The sequence below is a fragment of the Mycolicibacterium stellerae genome (assembly GCF_003719305.1).
Taxonomy (GTDB): domain Bacteria; phylum Actinomycetota; class Actinomycetes; order Mycobacteriales; family Mycobacteriaceae; genus Mycobacterium; species Mycobacterium stellerae.
Window position 1 is genome coordinate 16,236 of sequence record NZ_RARC01000015.1, and the last position, 16,511, is coordinate 32,746.

Sequence of the window (16,511 nt, forward strand, 5' to 3'; positions counted from 1 at the left end):
CAATCTTGGACATCAAAGACGCCGTAGCCGTTGTTACCGGCGGCGCGTCGGGCCTCGGCTTGGCGACCGTCAAGCGGCTGCTTGACGCCGGAGCAAGCGTGGTGGTCATCGACCTCAAGGGCGAGGAAGTCATCGCCGAGCTGGGGGAGCGCGCCAAGTTCGTCGGCGCCGACGTCACCGACGAGGCGGAGGTCGCCAACGCGCTCGACGTCGCCGAGTCGCTGGGCCCGCTGCGCATCAACGTCAACTGCGCGGGCATCGGCACCGCGATCAAGACGCTGAGCAAGAACGGCCCGTTCCCGCTCGACGAATTCAAGAAGGTGTTGGAAGTCAACTTGATTGGGACGTTCAACGTGCTGCGGCTCTCGGCCGAGCGGATCGCCAAGACCGAACCGATTGGGGAGGAGCGTGGCGTGATCATCAACACCGCGTCCGTGGCTGCGTTCGAGGGCCAGATCGGGCAGGCCGCCTATTCGGCATCCAAGGGTGGCGTTGTCGGCATGACGCTGCCGATCGCGCGCGACCTCTCGCGTGAACTGATTCGGGTCTGCACGATCGCGCCAGGACTGTTCAAGACCCCGTTGTTGGGTGCACTGCCCGAGGAGGCGCAGCGCTCACTCGGTCAACAAGTGCCGCACCCGGCCCGCCTCGGCGATCCCGACGAGTACGGCGCGCTGGCGGTGCACATCGTGGAGAACCCGATGCTCAACGGTGAAGTGATCAGACTCGACGGCGCGATCAGGATGGCACCTCGATGAGCGACACGTCGAGCGGTACGGAGGCCGCCGTGGTGGAGCGCCACGGCAACACCCTGCTCATCACGATCAACCGGCCAGACGCACGCAACGCCGTGAACGGCGCGGTCAGTAGGTCGGTGGGTGACGGGCTCGAACTTGCACAGAAAGATCCCGAGATCCGCGCCGTGGTCATAACCGGTGCGGGTGACAAGTCATTCTGTGCGGGAGCAGATCTCAAGGCGATCTCCCGGGGGGAGAATCTCTACCACCCGGATCATCCCGAGTGGGGATTCGCAGGCTTCGTTCGGCACTTCGTCGACATACCGACCATCGCGGCGGTAAACGGCACTGCGCTCGGCGGCGGCTCGGAGCTCGTCTTGGCCTGCGACTTGGTCGTGGCGTCGGCGACCGCGACCTTCGGACTGCCGGAGGTGAAGCGAGGCCTCATAGCCGGGGCGGGGGGCGCGTTTCGAATCGTTGGACAGTTGCCTCGCAAGGTCGCGAACGAGCTGCTTTTCACCGGTGAGCCGATAAGTGCCGCCGAGGCGCTGCGGTGGGGCCTGATCAATCAAGTCGTTCCCGCTGGAGGTTCCGTGACCGACGCCGCGCTTGCGCTCGCCGACAGGATCACCGTCAATGCGCCCTTGGCGGTTTCTGCGAGTAAGCGAGTCGCCTATGGAGCCGACGCCGGCGTCATCGGCGAGGAAGTAGCGAGCTGGGAGCGGACCGATCGCGAGTTCGCCGCTCTGTTGAAGTCCCAGGACGCGAAGGAAGGACCGCTGGCTTTCGCCGAGAAGCGTGCACCTGTCTGGAAAGCACGGTGACGGATGACGTGGCTGCGTGTCGAGCCCAATGCGGAGATGCGTGAAGAGCAGGAAGCAAAGATGACGATAACGACGAAGTTCACCGAGATGTTCGGGATTGAGCACCCGATCGTGCAGGGTGGTATGCAGTGGGTCGGCCGCGCGGAACTGGTTGCGGCGGTCGCGAATGCGGGCGGGCTCGGGTTCCTCACCGCACTGACCCAGCCGACGCCGGCCGACCTGGCCAACGAGATCGCCAAGACGCGGGAGCTGACGGACAAGCCGTTCGGCGTCAACCTGACGATCCTGCCGTCGATCAACCCGCCGCCATATGACGAGTACCGCCAGGTGATCGTCGACGCGGGCATCAAGATCGTCGAGACCGCGGGGTCCAACCCCGCTCCGCACCTGCCGATGTTTCACGACAACGGCATCAAGGTGCTGCACAAGTGCACATCGGTCCGGCACGGCGTCAAGGCACAGAGTCTAGGCGTCGACGGCATCAGCATCGACGGATTCGAGTGCGCCGGTCACCCCGGCGAGGACGACGTCCCCGGCCTGGTGTTGATTCCGGCGGCGGCCAAGCAGATCGAGATCCCGATGATCGCCTCGGGTGGCTTCGCCGATGCCCGCGGGCTGGTGGCCGCGCTGGCACTGGGTGCGGACGGCATCAACATGGGCACGCGGTTCATGTGCACCATCGAGTCGTGCATTCATCAGAAGGTTAAGGGCGCCATCGTGGCCGGTGACGAGCGGGGCACCGAGCTGATCTTCCGGTCATTGCGCAACACCTCTCGGGTCGCCAGCAACGCGGTCGCGCGTGAGGTCGTGGAGATCCTCTCCGACGGTGGTCAGTTCGAGGACGTCAAGAACCTCGTCGCCGGTGTGCGCGGACGACGCGTGTTCGACGAGGGCGACCTGGATGCGGGCATCTGGACCGTGGGCACCGTCATGGGTCTCATCGATGACATCCCGACGTGCGACGAGCTGATCTCGAGCATCGTGTCCGAGGCCGAGGAACTCATCGCGGGGCTGAACGAGCGTGTCCTTCACACCCAGCCGCGTGTGCACGCTCGGGAGTTGGTGCATGACTGACTCCATTCACCGGCAGCGTCAGCGCGCGCACCAGCAGCAACGACATCGCACCGAGAGGAATCCGTATGAAGCGGCAGGTATTTGACGCCGAGCACGAGGCGCTTCGTGCCACCACCCGTCAGTTCATCGAGCGCGAACTGATGCCCTACGCACAGCAGTGGGAGGCTGACCGGCTCGTCGACAGGTCGGCCTTCGTCGCCGCTGGCAAGTACGGCCTGCTCGGCTTCGGCATGCCAGAGGAGTATGGCGGCGGCGGCTCGGACGACTTCCGCTTCAACGCCGTGATCAACGAGGAGCTATCCGGATACGGTGGGCCTATCCCGGCCCTCGCGCTCCAGAACGACGTCGTGGCACCGTATTTCAAGCATCTCGGCAACGAGGAGCAGAAGCGCCGGTGGATGCCGGGGATCGTGACCGGTGAGACCGTGCTGGCCATCGCCATGACCGAGCCGGGCGCCGGAAGCGATCTCGCCGGCATCCGCACGTCTGCGGTCCGCGACGGCAGCGGAGAAAATGCAGACTGGATCGTCAACGGCTCCAAGACGTTCATCACATGCGGCATCAACTCCGATCTCGTCGTCGTCGTCTGCCGCACCGATCCCAACGCTGGACATAAGGGGTTCACGCTGCTCGTGGTCGAGCGCGAGATGGCCGGCTTCACCCGCGGGCGAAAGCTGGACAAGATGGGCCAGCACCACCAAGACACCGCCGAGCTCCACTTCGAGGACGTGCGCGTGCCCGCAGCCAATGTGCTTGGCGCCGAAGGCCGTGGCTTCTACCACCTTATGGAGAATCTTCCGTCCGAACGCCTCAGCATCGCGATCGGCGCGGTGGCCGGGGCTCGCGAAACATGGCGGCAGACATTGCAGTACGCCAAAGATCGCAAGGCCTTCGGGCAATCCATCGGCGCGTTCCAGCACAACCGCTTCCTGCTGGCCGAGATGGACACCGAACTCGACGTCTCCGAGCAGTACATCGACCGGTGCTTGCGCGCCGTCGTCGACGGCGACCTGACTGCGGTCGAGGCAGCGAAGGCCAAATGGTGGTGTACCGAGACCGCGAAGAAGGTCATCGACGGCTGCGTGCAGCTTCACGGCGGGTACGGGTACATGATGGAATACCGCGTAGCACGAGACTATTGCGACTCTCGCATCCAAACCATCTTCGGTGGCACCACCGAGATCATGAAGGACATCATCGGGCGCGATCTCGGGTTGTAGGCGACCGGCGTTGCTGAGAATCCGGTTTTCGAAGCCAGTCGCTTTGAAGACTTACGCTCGTTGGAGCCACATTCGCATCGATCGGCGGAGGATGACATGGTCGCTACCCGTGCCCGTGCGAATAGTCGACATCGGCTGTCAGGGGCCCTCTTTGGGATACTCAGCGCAGGCGTCCTTCTGGCCGCACCAACCGCCCACGCAGATAACAAGCGGTTGAACGACGGCGTCGTAGCGAACGTTTACACGATCCAGCATCAAGCCGGGTGCACCAATAAAGTCAGGATCAACCCGAAGCTACAGTTGGCCGCCGAGTGGCACACCCAGGACGTACTGGCCAACCGCTCACTGGACGGCGACATCGGATCCGACGGAACCTCCGTGTCAGAGCGTGCACGCAACGCAGGCTATGTGGGCCACGTGTCGGAGACCGTCGCGATCAATCCCGCGCTCGCGATCAACAACCTTGACATCCTGAATCAGTGGTTCTACCAGCCGGATTACTACGCGATCATGTCGGATTGCAGAAACAACGAGATCGGTGTCTGGTCCCTGAACAGCTTGGACCGTAGCGTCGTCGTCGCCATGTACGGCCAAGGAGATCGTTAGTCCGCCCAGATCACTTGGGCGCGAACCGTTGTGCTCCGTCGAGACGCAGTACCTCACCGTTGAGATACTCATTTCTCAGCAGGAAGGCTACGGCGTCGGCATATTCTTCTGGAAGGCCCAGCCGCTTAGGGAAAGGAACCCCTGAGGTCAGCTTGGCCAGCATGTCCTCGCCGACCGACTCCATGATCGGCGTCTTCATGGTCCCGGGCGCGACGGTATTGACGCGAATTCCGTTCGCGCCGAGGTCGCGAGCCGCCACGAGCGTCAGTCCGATGACGCCCGCCTTCGCAGCCGTGTAGGCGGCTTGGCCGATCTGCCCTTCGTAGCCGGCGATGGAGGCGGTCATGACGATCGAGCCGCGCTCGCCGCTGGGCGCGGGGGAGCCGGCGGCGATCTTGGCCGCTGCAAGGCGCAGGACGTTGAACGTCCCGTTCAGGTAGATGTCGATGGTCTTGACGAATCCGTCAAGGTCTGCCGGGGATCCATCCCGTTGAACGATGCGTTGCAGGACACCGAATCCGCCGTGGGCGATGACGCCGAAACGGAAGTCTCCAAGAGCCGCTGCGGCATCGAGTGCGGTGGTGATGCTTTCCGGATCCGTCACGTCGGTTCGTACGAAGGTTGCGCGTTCACCGAGTTCGTGGGAGAGCGCTTCGCCCTGGTCGGTGGCGAGATCTGCGATCACCACGCCCAGACCTTCCGCGTGTAGCCGGCGCACAGTTGCCGCTCCGAGGCCGCCCGCGCCTCCGCTGACAATGGCTGAGGCTCCGTCGAAATGCGCTGCGGTCACGGCAATGACTCCCTTGTCGGTGATGTTGGTAGAGGGCATTCAGTCGCTCGCTGGCAGCGGTTTGGCGTCCTTGACGCTCATTGGGTTTGCGCCGACGCTCAGCGTGCCGGCGCCGGCCTTGGTCACCAGTACCTCGGCGCCGATGTCGTCGACGTAGCGCTTACCCATCACGTTGCCGCCGACCAGGCCGGGGTCGATGACAGGACCGTCGGTCCGGGCTGCGCCGACCGGCTGCATCACTGCGCCGCCGCACCGTAGATCGTCGAGTTGCTCGCCGGTCCTCACCACGATGACCTGTGTGTCGCAGACCTGGCTCTGCAGCCGAGTTCCGTTCTTGTGCATTGCATTCTCCTCATCGTGCGTGAGTACTGGACTGCCGTGTGTTCAGCCGTGTGACGCAGCTTTCGTGCGCTCGTCGAGGAGGCTGGTAACAATGTCGCGTCGCACGACCTTGCCCGTGGGCGTGACCGGCAGCTCGTCGCGGAAGACGATGCGGTCCGGAGTACGCGATCCTCGCAGTGAACCGCGGACGAACTCACGCAACTCGTCGGCATCGGGAGCGCTCGCCGGTTCAGGCACGACGACGGCGACGATGATTTGTCCCCATTGAGGGTCCTCAACCCCGACGACTGCCACCTGGCGGACGTCGGGATGCTCGATCAGCACGTCTTCGATCTCGGCTGGGGCGATGTTCTCCCCGCCGCGGATGATGGTGTCATCGGATCTGCCGACGATGTAGAGGTATCCATCGTCGTCAACGGTGGCCAGATCTCTTGTCGGAAACCAGCCGGACTCGTCGAGCACGGATCCGAGGCCGGCGTATCGGCCGGATACCTGATCGCCGCGCACGAACAGCTCACCCGTCAGATTTGCGGCAACCGGCGTACCGTCCTTTGCGCGCACCTGGATCTCGACACCCGGCACGGGCCTGCCGACCGACCCGAGTCGTTTGGCCACCGCGGGTTCTGTGGATCCGAGCGCTTCGCGGTGGTCGTCAGGTGTGAGAACCGCGATCGTGGAGCTGGTTTCGGTGAGGCCATAGGCATTGACGAAACCAACGTCTGGCATGAGCTGCAGTGCCTTGCGCACCAGTGGTAGCGCTACCTTCGATCCGCCGTAGGCGAGGTTGCGCAGCGCCGGAAGTGTGGTCGGGTGGGCGTGGAGTTCGGCAACGATTCGATCGAGCATCGTGGGAACCACGGTGGCGGTGGTGATGTGCTCCTCCACCGCGAGACGCAGCCACTGCCCAGCATCGAACTGAGGAAGATATACCACCCGCCGTCCGGCATAGAGGTTCGACAGCGGCGCATTGACCCCTGCGATGTGATAGGGCGGGACGCATACCAGCGCAGCGTCGGTCGGCTCCGCGGAGCTGAACTCGACGGTCTGTGTGATGTAGCTCGTCAGATTGGCATGCGACAGTTCGACTGCCTTCGGCTTCGACGTGGTGCCCGAGGTGAACAACACGATGGCCACCGAGTCCGGGTCGGCGAATTCGGCGTGAGGTTCACCGGCTCGCGCGGTGAGGAGAAATTCGTTGCAGTCCTGTGCGGGCCGAAGTCGGTCGCCGACGACTTCGCGGTAGCCCGGGTCCACGATCACCAGCGGATCGTTCAGTCGGTCAAGTAATTCCTGAACGCCCTCGGCGGCGAGCCGGTAGTTGACGGGCGTGTACGGTACGCAGGCACGGGCCGCGGCGAAGATGAGAAGTGGTTGCAGATGGCCCCCGGTGCCGACGTAGGCCACATGCCGAGCACCGGATCCTGCGATGACTCCCGCTGCGCGGTCGGCGAGGTCGCTGAGTTCGCTTACGGTCAACCGGGTCTCACCAGAAGTCACGGCGAGTCGATCCGGATGCTCGGATGATGCCATCTCGAGGAGCAGCGAAATGCTCATCCGTTAGGGTCCTTCCCGCAATGATCGTGCGCCGATAAGCTCGGCATCTGCTTCTACCTGTGTGTCTAGCGCGGCAGACCCAAGACCTGTTCACCGAGAATGTTCTTCATGACCTCGGTAGTGCCCGCTGCGATCGTGCTGGACCGACTGAACAAGAGTGCGTCGACCGCGCCCGGGGCAAGGCCTGCGGCCGCGGCCGCACCTTCGAGGTCGAATATGAGTTCGGCGTAGCGCTGGTCCACTTGACTCCACGCGAGCTTCACCACCGACTGGGCAGGTCCGACTGTGCCCGAACCGATTTCGGCGATCGATCGCTCCGCGAGCAGACCCAAGACCTCCGAGTCGACGTACAGACGCAGGGCATCGTCGCGACGCGAGTCGGGGATCGCCGAGGCTCGTTCGCGTAGCGCGCTTCGCACCAAACTGCGTGTGCGCGTCGCCAGCAGCAGAGCAGCAGCCCGCTCGTGAGCCAGGGCGCTCATGGCCGACCGCCAGCCGTCATCGAGAGGGCCCAGCAGCGAAGTCGCCGGCAAAGGCACGTCGTCGAAGAACAATTCGCAGAATCCGGAGTCCCCGTTGAGTTGTTTGATCGGAGACACCGTCACCCCGGGGAGATCCAATGGAACAAGGAACATCGACAATCCGCGGTGCGACCGCTGGCCCGTCTCGACCGGGGTCGTCCGCGCCAGGACGAGGCATTGATCGGCGTGCGCCGCGTATGAGGTCCATACCTTTTGGCCGGAAAGCGAGAACCCGCCGCTCGTCGAAACGGCTCGAGTGCGCAGACTTGCCAGGTCGCTGCCCGCCCCGGGCTCGCTAAACCCTTGGCAGAAAATGAGACTGGCGCTGCGGATGCCGGGTAGATGTCGCTTCTGCTCGTCAGAACCGAACGCCATGATGGCCGCAGCCACGGTGTTGACGCCGATGAAGCCGGCGATCGGTGGCGCCCCGCTATCACTTAGCACGGTCTCGCACGCAACCTGCGTGTCGAGGTCCAGCGCGCGGCCGCCGTGTTCGGCCGGCCAGTTCAAGCCGACCCATCGCCCGCGATCCAGGCGAGTCTGCCAAGCTCGCGCAGCGGTGAAGTCCCGGCGATCGCCGTACTCGGCTCGAAAGCTCGGGAGTTCGATGTCCAGGAATTCGCGAAGCTCGCCAACCAGTGACATGTCGGTCATCGTCGCGGCTCTCTGGGCAGGCCGAGAACGCGTTCGGCGAGGATGTTCCGTTGGATCTCCGAGGTGCCGCCACCGATCCGCAGGCCAAACGCCTCGAAGTACGACTCGAGGTGGGCCCGGTCTTCAAGTGCTGCGAACTTGTGCACCGCGTGGTTCAGCTCGGTTGCAACGAGTTTGAGCGCACTACTGGTGGGGCCTGGTTCGTCGCCGTTCTCCTGCTCGGACACCGTCTTGTAGAGCAGCGCCCGCACCGCCATGACATCGTCTGAAAGTTCCTGCACCCGATGAGCGCGAACAGGGTCGTTGCGGTGCTGCTCTGCCAAACCCGCGACTACTCGTTGCAGCCCGATGATGGTCGCCGCGAACGCCGTGCTCCGCTCGAAGAGCAATGTCGTGGTGGCGACGTTCCACCCCTGACCGACCCTTCCCATGACGTTGGTCAGGGGAATGCGCGCGTCGTCGAAATAGACCTCGCAGAATTCGGGTCGACCGGTTATCGCGGTAATTGGACGAACCGTGATGCCGGGCGTGTGCATATCCGCCATCAGGTAGGTGAGGCCGCCGTACCGGTCGCTCGCGTCGGTACGCACGAGCAGCTCACACATGTCTGCATGCTGAGCGCGGGTGTTCCAGATCTTTTGACCGTTGACGATGAGGTGATCGTCCTCCACGACGGCTCTTGTCGAGATCGATACGAGATCCGATCCGGCGCCGGGTTCGGAGAAGCACTGTGCGAAAAGCAGGTCGCCGCTGAGAATTCCGGGCAGCCATCGCTGTCGCTGATCCTCGGTTCCTTCGGCGATGATCGTCGGGCCGGCGTGAGTAAGGCCTACGAAGAAGGGCTCACCACCCAAGCCGCCCGCGCGCTGATGCTCCTCGTGGAAGATCAGCTGGCGATGCGGCGAGGCACCCTGCCCGCCGTACTCGATCGGCCATGAGAGGCCAGCCAGACCGGCCTGCATCAGGCTCTTCTGCCATTGTCTCTGCCCGGCAATATATTCGGCGTCCACGTCCTGACCTACCGCGCGCAGAGGAGGTAAACAAGGTGCGGGATTGTCGATGAACCACTGCCTTAGACGGCTTCGGAATTCGTCATCACTGAGGTCTGCAATTGCAACAGTGTCGACGATCGTCATGACGCCTGGCCCCTCACCATCCGTGCGACGGCGTCGCGGTCGACCTTGCCCGTCTCGTGCCGAGGGATGGCATCGACGAGGCAGACGCGCCGCGGAAGTTCGTACGGGGCGAGGCGACTTCGGAGATCTCGACGAATCTGGTCGGCATCGAATTCCGCGCCGGGGACCAACAGAACTGCTGCCACGGGAATCTCACCGAGACGGTCGTCGGGAATCCCGGCGACGGCGGAGTCAGCGACCTGGGGCAGCTCGTTGAGTGCCGCTTCGACCTGCGCGGGGTAGATGTTGAAGCCGCCGCAGACGACCATGTCACGAACCCGCCCTACGACATACAGGAAACCATCTTCGTCGAGCCGCCCCAGATCGCCCGTGCGCAGCCAGGTCCCGGGGTCTGCGGGACTGCCCTCGGAGTCGAGGTATCCCGACATCGCCGACGCCGCACGCGCGGTGATCTCGCCGACTTGCCCGACCTCCAACGCGGTGCCCGACGGATCCAGGATCTCCACTTCCACGCCGGGGGCGAGACGGCCCACGGTCCCGGGCGGTCGCCTGCCCTCGGCAACGTCACTCGGTCGCTCGAAGGCGATGGCACCGGCGAACTCCGTCTGCCCGTAGTTCCGCAATATCGGTATGTGGTAGCGGTTTTCGAACGCCAGTCGGGTGGCCTCGGGCAGCGCGGCGGTCCCGACCGCCACGCTGTCGACGTTGGGCAGGGTGCGCGGCGTGCGATCCTGCGCGAGCTCCCAGATCATCGCCGGGGTCATGCCCAGCACGCCGAGACGGTACTTCTCGGCCAGCGTGAACACCCGCTCAGTCGTGAACTTCTCGATCAGCAGTGCCGGCTTTCCGAGCCACCACGCGGTGAGCACCCCCAGGAAGCCACCCATGTGGGCGATGGGTAGGAGCACGATCCGCGGCCCGCGCGCGGGATGCGTTGGCGCACGGCCGTCTTCGGGGAGGCCGTTGCCGGTGGCCAGGCCGGCCAGACTGCCGCGCAGCGCCGAGAACGTCAGCGAGGCCCCCTTCGGCACGCCCGTCGTTCCCGAGGTGAACATCACGACGGCTTCACCCGAGGGGGCCGGTTTGCGAGCACCGGTGTCGACGACGTCGACGCCGAGTCCGTGGCCGCCGCTCGGGTTCAGAAGGCTTGCCGCCTCGGTCTCGGCCACGCGGCGGTCGACCTCCATGGCCGGCACCATCGGGCTGGCCGTCACCACCGAACAGCTCGCCCGCCAGGCGCCGTGGACGGCGACGAGGGAGGCGGCGTCATTGCCCAGCCGGGCCAACACCCTGGTGTTCGGGGTGAGTCGCTGAGCGACGGCTTCAGCCGCGGCGGCGAGATCGCCGAACGTGTACGAGCGATCACCCACGATCAGGGCAGTGCCATCGGGCGTCATCGCCGCCAGACGGGCAAGCACGTCCTCCACACCAGTGGTACCTGACACCGAAGCCGCGCTCACTCTCGCCTCCTCGTTCACGTTCGCAAGTCGAGGTCCCCGACCCATCGCACGGTCGAGGACTGCTGAGACGACCGTACGAGCCGAGTGACCGGGTTGGGTACCGCTGATCGACCTGCGAAGCGAAAGCCGAATTTTCGGCGCCGATCGACCAAAAGTCGGACATGCCGTGTTTTGAATGGTGTCGTGAAAGGCCAGACCTGGATTTCGAAGTCGGATCAATCGGCCGCGGTCGAATCGCTAAGCCTGCAAGGCGCAGCGGGAATGCTGCGAGCCGACAGCTGGCGGCCCGCGTCGGTTCGCGGTGCCGTGTTGATGATGCACGGCGGTGGGCAGACACGACATTCGTGGGATCGCACCGCCCAATCGTTGGCAGCGCAGGGTTGGTGGGCCTTCACCGTCGACGCCCGTGGCCATGGCCAGAGCGATTGGGCCGCCGACGGTGACTACGGCACCGACGCGTTCGTCACCGACTTCTATCTCGTCGTCGAGCAGCTTCGACGAATCTCGGAGTCACCGACCCCGCCCGTGGTGATCGGCGCGTCGCTGGGCGGAGTTACCAGCCTCATCGGAGAAGCCGATCGCGGTGGACTCACCCGAGCACTGGTGCTTGTCGACATCGCTCCACGCATCGAACCTGATGGGGCGGCGCGCATCGGCGCCTTCATGCGTTCGGCACCGGGCGGGTTCGAGAACCTGGAGGCGGTGGCGGACGCCGTGACCGCCTATCAACCGCACCGCCGCAGGCCGGCCAATGTCGAAAATCTCCGACGCAATGTGCGTCATGGACGAGACGGGCGGCTCTACTGGCACTGGGATCCGGCGATCATGCGACACCGCCGTGCAGTTCACGGCCCAGACCCGCTTTACGACCGCCTGTCGGCGGCGGCACGTCGGATCACCGTGCCCACGCTGCTGGTACGCGGTGCGCTCTCCGACGTGGTGAGCGCCGCCGGTATGGCCGAATTGTCTTCCCTGATGCCGACGGCGAGGGCCATCGATGTTGCAGGCGCTGCGCACATGGTCGCCGGGGACGACAACGCGGTGTTCATGGCAGAGACGACCGACTTCCTCAATTCGGTGTGAAGACCGACGTTCCGACGCAGAGCGAGAACGCCATTTGCTTGTTGAAGACCGGTTTCCTATTGCGCCGGATCGACCACACCAAGTTCTCTGAAAGGGGCCCAACGTGAACCCACATCGAGTGCCGCGACGTACGACGAAGCTTTGAGGATGACATGGTGAACTTCGCAACGGGCGACGACCTTCGCGCGCTCGTCGACTCCGTTGCGGAATTCTTCGAGCGGCGTGGCGACGCCGAGGCGATTGCGCAGGCCTCGACGACCTCGGTACTTCCCGACAGACAACGTTGGACAGCGCTGTGTGACCTGGGCGTGCCGGTGTTTCGCGTGCCCGAGCCGGACGGGATAGGCGCACGGCTGCTGGACGCCACGGCGCTGGCGGAGCAGACCGGCGCGGTGCTGCTTCCAGAGCCCGCCGTCGGCACCATGATCCTGGCCAACGCGTGGAGGTCCCACCCATCCGCGGATGAGATGCTCGCAGCGCTGTGCAGCGGTTCTCGTATCGTCACGCTCGGGGGATTGGACGTGGCGGCTTTCTCACCGTCCGGGGGGGTCAGCGGCCGCGTCCGAGTTCCGTTCGACACCGTCACCGACGCGGTGGCTTTGCTCGCCAATGACCAGTACACCGCGGGCCGAGCCCTTGTCATCCTCGACAGGAGCGAACTACCCAGCGGGGGAGTCGATGTGGGCACGGACCCCACACGGCCCACTTCAGTAATCGAGTTCGAAGGGGTGGAACCGACTGATGTACTGCGTCTGAACGACGGCGCCGCAGACGAATTGCGTCGCGAAATCGCCGTGCTGGCGTGTGCAGAACTGGTGGGTGGCATGCAGCGCGTGCTTACCGACACCGTCGCCTTCGTCAAGAGTCGCGAACAGTTCGGGCGTTCGATCGGCAGTTTTCAGGCGATCAAGCATCGGCTCGCGGACATGTATGCGCTCACCGAACAAGCGCGCGCGCTCACCCAGTTCGCCGCCGCAGGCAACGGAACCGAAACCGCCTCGCTCGTCAGCTCCGCGGCCAGGTGGATTCCTCGGTCGGCGATCAACCTGTTCGAAGACGCTGTGCATCTTCACGGGGCCATGGGATTCTCCTGGGAAGTAAGTGTTCATCTGCACCTGCGCCGTGCGCTCGATGTCCGCGACGGCCTGAATGCATTGGAAACGTCGTTGGCAGTGCACCATTCAGCTGCCAAGGAGGCGGTGTAATGTCCACGTCATTCCGAGACCGAGTCCGCGCCTTCCTCGAAGCCAACGATCCGGGTCGCGCTCCGAAGGATCCCGCGAAGCGGCTTGCTTGGCAACGGGATTGGGCAGCGGTCATGGTGGAGGAAGGCTTCGCCGCTCCGTCTTGGCCGCGACAGTGGGGCGGGATGGAGCTCGGGCTGGCTGACCAGGTCGTGTATCACGAAGAGTTCGCAAAGGTGAAACGACCGTCGCATCCTGGCTCCGGCATCTTCGTTGTCGGACCGACCATCATCAAGCACGGTACCGACGAGCAGCGACAGCGCTTCTTGCGCCCGGGCCTGCGCGGCGACGTCATCTGGGCGCAATGCTTCTCAGAACCGGAAGCGGGCTCCGACCTTCCGAGCCTGCGGACCCGAGCTGAACGGGTCGGAGACGAGTACGTCGTGTCGGGTCAGAAGATCTGGATCACCAATGGCCGCAACGCAGATTGGCTCTTTGCATTGGTGCGCACGGGCAGCAGGGAGTCCCGCCAGCACGGCATCAGTTATCTGTTGATCGATGTGGCGACCCCGGGAGTCACCATCCGCCCGCTGAGGGACATGACCGGAGGGGCATCCTTCAGCGAGATCTTTCTCGACGAGGTGCGCGTGCCAGTCGAGAACCGCGTGGGTGCGGAGAACGAGGGCTGGAAGATCGCCCGTACCAGCCTCGGCCACGAGCGCTCCACCGCCGGCGTCGCGCAGAGTATGAGGTACCGCCGGATTGTGGACGAGTTTCACGCACTGGCTCGAGAGTTGGGTCGCACCAAGGACGCTCGGGTGCGCCAGCTGCTGGCGTCGATCGAGATCGACGTCCGGCTGATCATTCTCAACAACACCCGCACGTTGAGCACAGTGCTCGCGGGTTCGGACCCCGGCCCGGTTTCGTCGATCGGAAGACTGATGCTTACCGAGTTTGAGAAGCGACTGCACGAATTGGCCGTCGATCTCATCGGGGCGGCTGCGACGCTCGCGCCAACCGACCCGCACTCGGTACAGCGCGGGCGTTGGGTTCAGGGATTCCTCGCCACGCGCGCATCCACGATTGGGGCGGGCACTGCTGAAATCCAGCGAAACACGATCGCAGAGCAGGTGCTCGGGATGCCGCGCGAGGACCTGCTCACGCACAGCCACTGACAGCCCGACAAGTCACCAACCTCGAACAGAAGGAGCACATCATGACGCAGACAGCCGACACCGAGGAACGTTTCAAAGAAGCGACGTCAGCCGAAATCGACGACGCCGACATCGCCAAAGACCGTGCTGCACTGGGGGTTTGGACAGCGAAGCGAGATCAAGAGTGGATCTCGACTGCTACGCCGGAGGCGATTCGAAACTTCGCCCACAGCTACGGCGACGACAATCCCCTGTATACGGACCCAGCCTACGGGCCGCGAACACGCTGGGGTCAGCAGGTGGCACCACAGATCATGGCCGCGATACTCAACGCCCCCCTTCGTGGTGACAAGCTCCCAAAGGAGCTACGCGGCGGTAGCTATCGCGGCATCCACGCCTTCGTCTCGGGTGCCACCTGGGACTGGTATCGACCGGTACTCCCGGGCGACACGATCTACAGCTTTTCCGGAATCGAGTCCGTGGAGGAGAAGGAGTCTGAGTTCGCGGGACGGTCGGTCATCCGCGTGCTGCGCGACGTGAAGATGAATCATCGAGCAGAGGTGATCGGGGTCTACCGCGTGCTGGTCATCAACACCGAGCGGAAGAAGGCGCGGGAAAAGGGCAAGTACAGCTCGATCGAGGAACCGCATTACACCAAGGAGGATATCGCCGCACTGGACGAGATCTACGCCGGTGAGCAGGTACGTGGCGCAGAACCTCGGTACTGGGAGGACGTCGCGGTCGGCGACGACATGGGCAAGATGGCCAAGGGGCCGCTGACGACGACCGACATGGTCGTCTTCCACGCCGGTGGTTACGGCTTTGTGCCCTACGGCCTCAAGACAGGCAGGATGGCGTGGAAGAACCGGCAGCGCATCGCGCCGTTCTACATCGAAAACGAGTACGGAGTTCCCGACGTGGCACAGCGCGTGCACTGGGACTCCGAGTGGGCGAAGGCCATCGGCAATCCGCGCGCATACGACTACGGCGTCCTGCGCGAATGCTGGATCCATCACTTCCTGACCGACTGGATGGGTGACGGCGCGTTCGTTGTTCGCCAGCACGATGAGCTCCGAAAGTTCAACTACCACGGCGATATTCAATACCTCACGGGCCGGGTCGACGGTAAGCGGCAAGAGGACGACATGATGCTGGTCGACGTCTCGGTCGAGGTGCGCAATCAGCGCGGGGAGACGACCGCCCAAGCCGATGCGACAATCAGCGTGCCCAGCCGCGAGCTCGGGGGCGCGATGCTTCCGCAGGTGCCTCGCGACCTGCAGCGCGATGCCATCCGTATGTTCGAGCGGCACGGCGAACTGCTGGAAAAGCCGTGACCGACACCGACACTGATGCCGGGCCCAGCATCCTCGTCGACTACGCGGATTCAGTCCTGCGACTGACGCTGAACCGGCCGGACAAGGGCAATGCCCTGCGTCAGGAGGATTGCGCGGCTCTGCTGGAGGAGGTCGAGGCGGTAGACGGTGGCGAAGGGGTGCGCGCCATCCTCATCCGGGCAGAAGGGCGAAACTTCTGCGCCGGCGCCGATTTGGTCACGGCTAATGCCGGCGATGCCAAGCCACGCGTGGGCCACCTCACCAGGTCACTGGAATCCGGTGCCCACCGCCTCGTCGCGGCCATTTGGAACTGCCCGGTGCCGACCGTCAGCGTGGTGCAGGGCAAGGCCATGGGCCTGGGTCTGCATGTGGCAATCGCGTGCGACTTCACCATCGCGGCCGAGGACGCGACATTCACCGAACCGTTCTGTCGGCGCGGATTCAGCGTCGACAGTGGAGGATCGTTCATCCTGCCGCGTCTCATCGGGCCACGCCGTGCCCGACAGATGCTCTTTCGCGGCGTCACAGTCGACGCGGCGACCGCCGTGACCTGGGGACTGATTGACGAGGCGGTGACACCCGGCGCGCTGAACGGCGCGGGCGAGGTGCTCGCGAGGGAACTCTCACAGGGCCCCACCTTCTCCCTGAGCCATACCAAGCGCCTACTCAACGACCCACCCATCGGCGGCTTGGACGGCACGCTTACGCGTGAGGCTGCCTCGGTGGAGGCGACGCTACGCAGCGCCGATTTCAAGGAGGGATTGCGAGCGTTCGTCGAACGGCGTGATCCTTCGTTCAGCGGCGCTTGAACCTCCAGACGCCCGAAGGACGGCATAGA

The 16,511-nt window shown here is 64.4% G+C and carries 16 protein-coding genes; 10 read left to right on the plus strand and 6 right to left on the minus strand.

Going from position 1 to position 16,511, the window contains the following annotated elements; all coding sequences use genetic code 11:
• The first annotated feature begins 5 nt into the window (after window positions 1-5).
• The 5 genes from D6M19_RS18850 to D6M19_RS18870 all read left to right on the plus strand — a co-directional run bounded on the left by D6M19_RS18850 (window position 6) and on the right by D6M19_RS18870 (window position 4,461).
• Window positions 6-758: a 3-hydroxyacyl-CoA dehydrogenase gene (locus tag D6M19_RS18850; RefSeq protein WP_123026872.1), complete on the plus strand. Its 753-nt coding sequence runs from the start codon at window positions 6-8 to the stop codon at window positions 756-758.
• On the plus strand, window positions 755-1,561 hold the full coding sequence (locus tag D6M19_RS18855) for an enoyl-CoA hydratase-related protein (RefSeq protein WP_123026783.1): 807 nt from the start codon (window positions 755-757) through the stop codon (window positions 1,559-1,561). Before D6M19_RS18850 ends, D6M19_RS18855 begins: the two co-directional genes overlap by 4 nt.
• Before the next feature lie 60 nt (window positions 1,562-1,621).
• On the plus strand, window positions 1,622-2,635 hold the full coding sequence (locus D6M19_RS18860) for an NAD(P)H-dependent flavin oxidoreductase (RefSeq protein WP_234834942.1): 1,014 nt from the start codon (window positions 1,622-1,624) through the stop codon (window positions 2,633-2,635).
• A 65-nt stretch (window positions 2,636-2,700) separates the two neighbouring features.
• Complete coding sequence (locus D6M19_RS18865; RefSeq protein ID WP_123026784.1) at window positions 2,701-3,855, plus strand: acyl-CoA dehydrogenase family protein; 1,155 nt, start codon at window positions 2,701-2,703, stop codon at window positions 3,853-3,855.
• Between the two features lie 96 nt (window positions 3,856-3,951).
• The gene (locus D6M19_RS18870) at window positions 3,952-4,461 is read left to right on the plus strand and encodes a CAP domain-containing protein (RefSeq protein WP_407665370.1); all 510 of its coding nucleotides are present in this window, start codon (window positions 3,952-3,954) and stop codon (window positions 4,459-4,461) included.
• A 10-nt stretch (window positions 4,462-4,471) separates the two neighbouring features.
• On the opposite strand, the gene D6M19_RS18875 is transcribed toward D6M19_RS18870, so the two are convergent.
• The 6 genes from D6M19_RS18875 to D6M19_RS18900 form a co-directional block, all read right to left on the minus strand.
• Complete coding sequence (locus D6M19_RS18875) at window positions 4,472-5,290, minus strand: SDR family oxidoreductase (protein WP_407665371.1); 819 nt, start codon at window positions 5,288-5,290, stop codon at window positions 4,472-4,474.
• Window positions 5,291-5,593, minus strand: a complete 303-nt coding sequence (locus D6M19_RS18880) for a hypothetical protein (RefSeq protein WP_123026785.1) — start codon at window positions 5,591-5,593, stop codon at window positions 5,291-5,293.
• A 42-nt stretch (window positions 5,594-5,635) separates the two neighbouring features.
• Complete coding sequence (locus D6M19_RS18885) at window positions 5,636-7,147, minus strand: class I adenylate-forming enzyme family protein (protein WP_123026786.1); 1,512 nt, start codon at window positions 7,145-7,147, stop codon at window positions 5,636-5,638.
• A 65-nt stretch (window positions 7,148-7,212) separates the two neighbouring features.
• Window positions 7,213-8,322, minus strand: coding sequence for an acyl-CoA dehydrogenase family protein (locus tag D6M19_RS18890; protein WP_123026787.1), 1,110 nt, complete (start codon window positions 8,320-8,322; stop codon window positions 7,213-7,215).
• The gene (locus D6M19_RS18895) at window positions 8,319-9,332 is read right to left on the minus strand and encodes an acyl-CoA dehydrogenase family protein (RefSeq protein ID WP_327389808.1); all 1,014 of its coding nucleotides are present in this window, start codon (window positions 9,330-9,332) and stop codon (window positions 8,319-8,321) included. Before D6M19_RS18895 ends, D6M19_RS18890 begins: the two co-directional genes overlap by 4 nt.
• 122 nt (window positions 9,333-9,454) lie before the next feature.
• On the minus strand, window positions 9,455-10,918 hold the full coding sequence (locus D6M19_RS18900) for a class I adenylate-forming enzyme family protein (protein ID WP_123026789.1): 1,464 nt from the start codon (window positions 10,916-10,918) through the stop codon (window positions 9,455-9,457).
• Window positions 10,919-11,101: 183 nt separating this feature from the next.
• Between D6M19_RS18900 and D6M19_RS18905 the strand changes: the two genes are divergently transcribed.
• From D6M19_RS18905 to D6M19_RS18925, 5 genes are all read left to right on the plus strand, one after another.
• Window positions 11,102-12,001 (plus strand): alpha/beta fold hydrolase, encoded by a 900-nt coding sequence (locus D6M19_RS18905; protein ID WP_234834934.1) that lies wholly within the window; start codon window positions 11,102-11,104, stop codon window positions 11,999-12,001.
• Window positions 12,002-12,156: 155 nt separating this feature from the next.
• Window positions 12,157-13,206 (plus strand): acyl-CoA dehydrogenase family protein, encoded by a 1,050-nt coding sequence (locus D6M19_RS18910; RefSeq protein ID WP_234834935.1) that lies wholly within the window; start codon window positions 12,157-12,159, stop codon window positions 13,204-13,206.
• Window positions 13,206-14,360, plus strand: coding sequence for an acyl-CoA dehydrogenase family protein (locus D6M19_RS18915; RefSeq protein WP_123026791.1), 1,155 nt, complete (start codon window positions 13,206-13,208; stop codon window positions 14,358-14,360). Before D6M19_RS18910 ends, D6M19_RS18915 begins: the two co-directional genes overlap by 1 nt.
• 41 nt (window positions 14,361-14,401) lie before the next feature.
• Complete coding sequence (locus D6M19_RS18920) at window positions 14,402-15,673, plus strand: FAS1-like dehydratase domain-containing protein (protein ID WP_123026792.1); 1,272 nt, start codon at window positions 14,402-14,404, stop codon at window positions 15,671-15,673.
• Entirely contained in the window at window positions 15,670-16,482 is an 813-nt protein-coding gene (locus tag D6M19_RS18925; protein WP_123026793.1) for an enoyl-CoA hydratase/isomerase family protein, read from the plus strand. Before D6M19_RS18920 ends, D6M19_RS18925 begins: the two co-directional genes overlap by 4 nt.
• The last annotated feature ends 29 nt before the right edge of the window (window positions 16,483-16,511 follow it).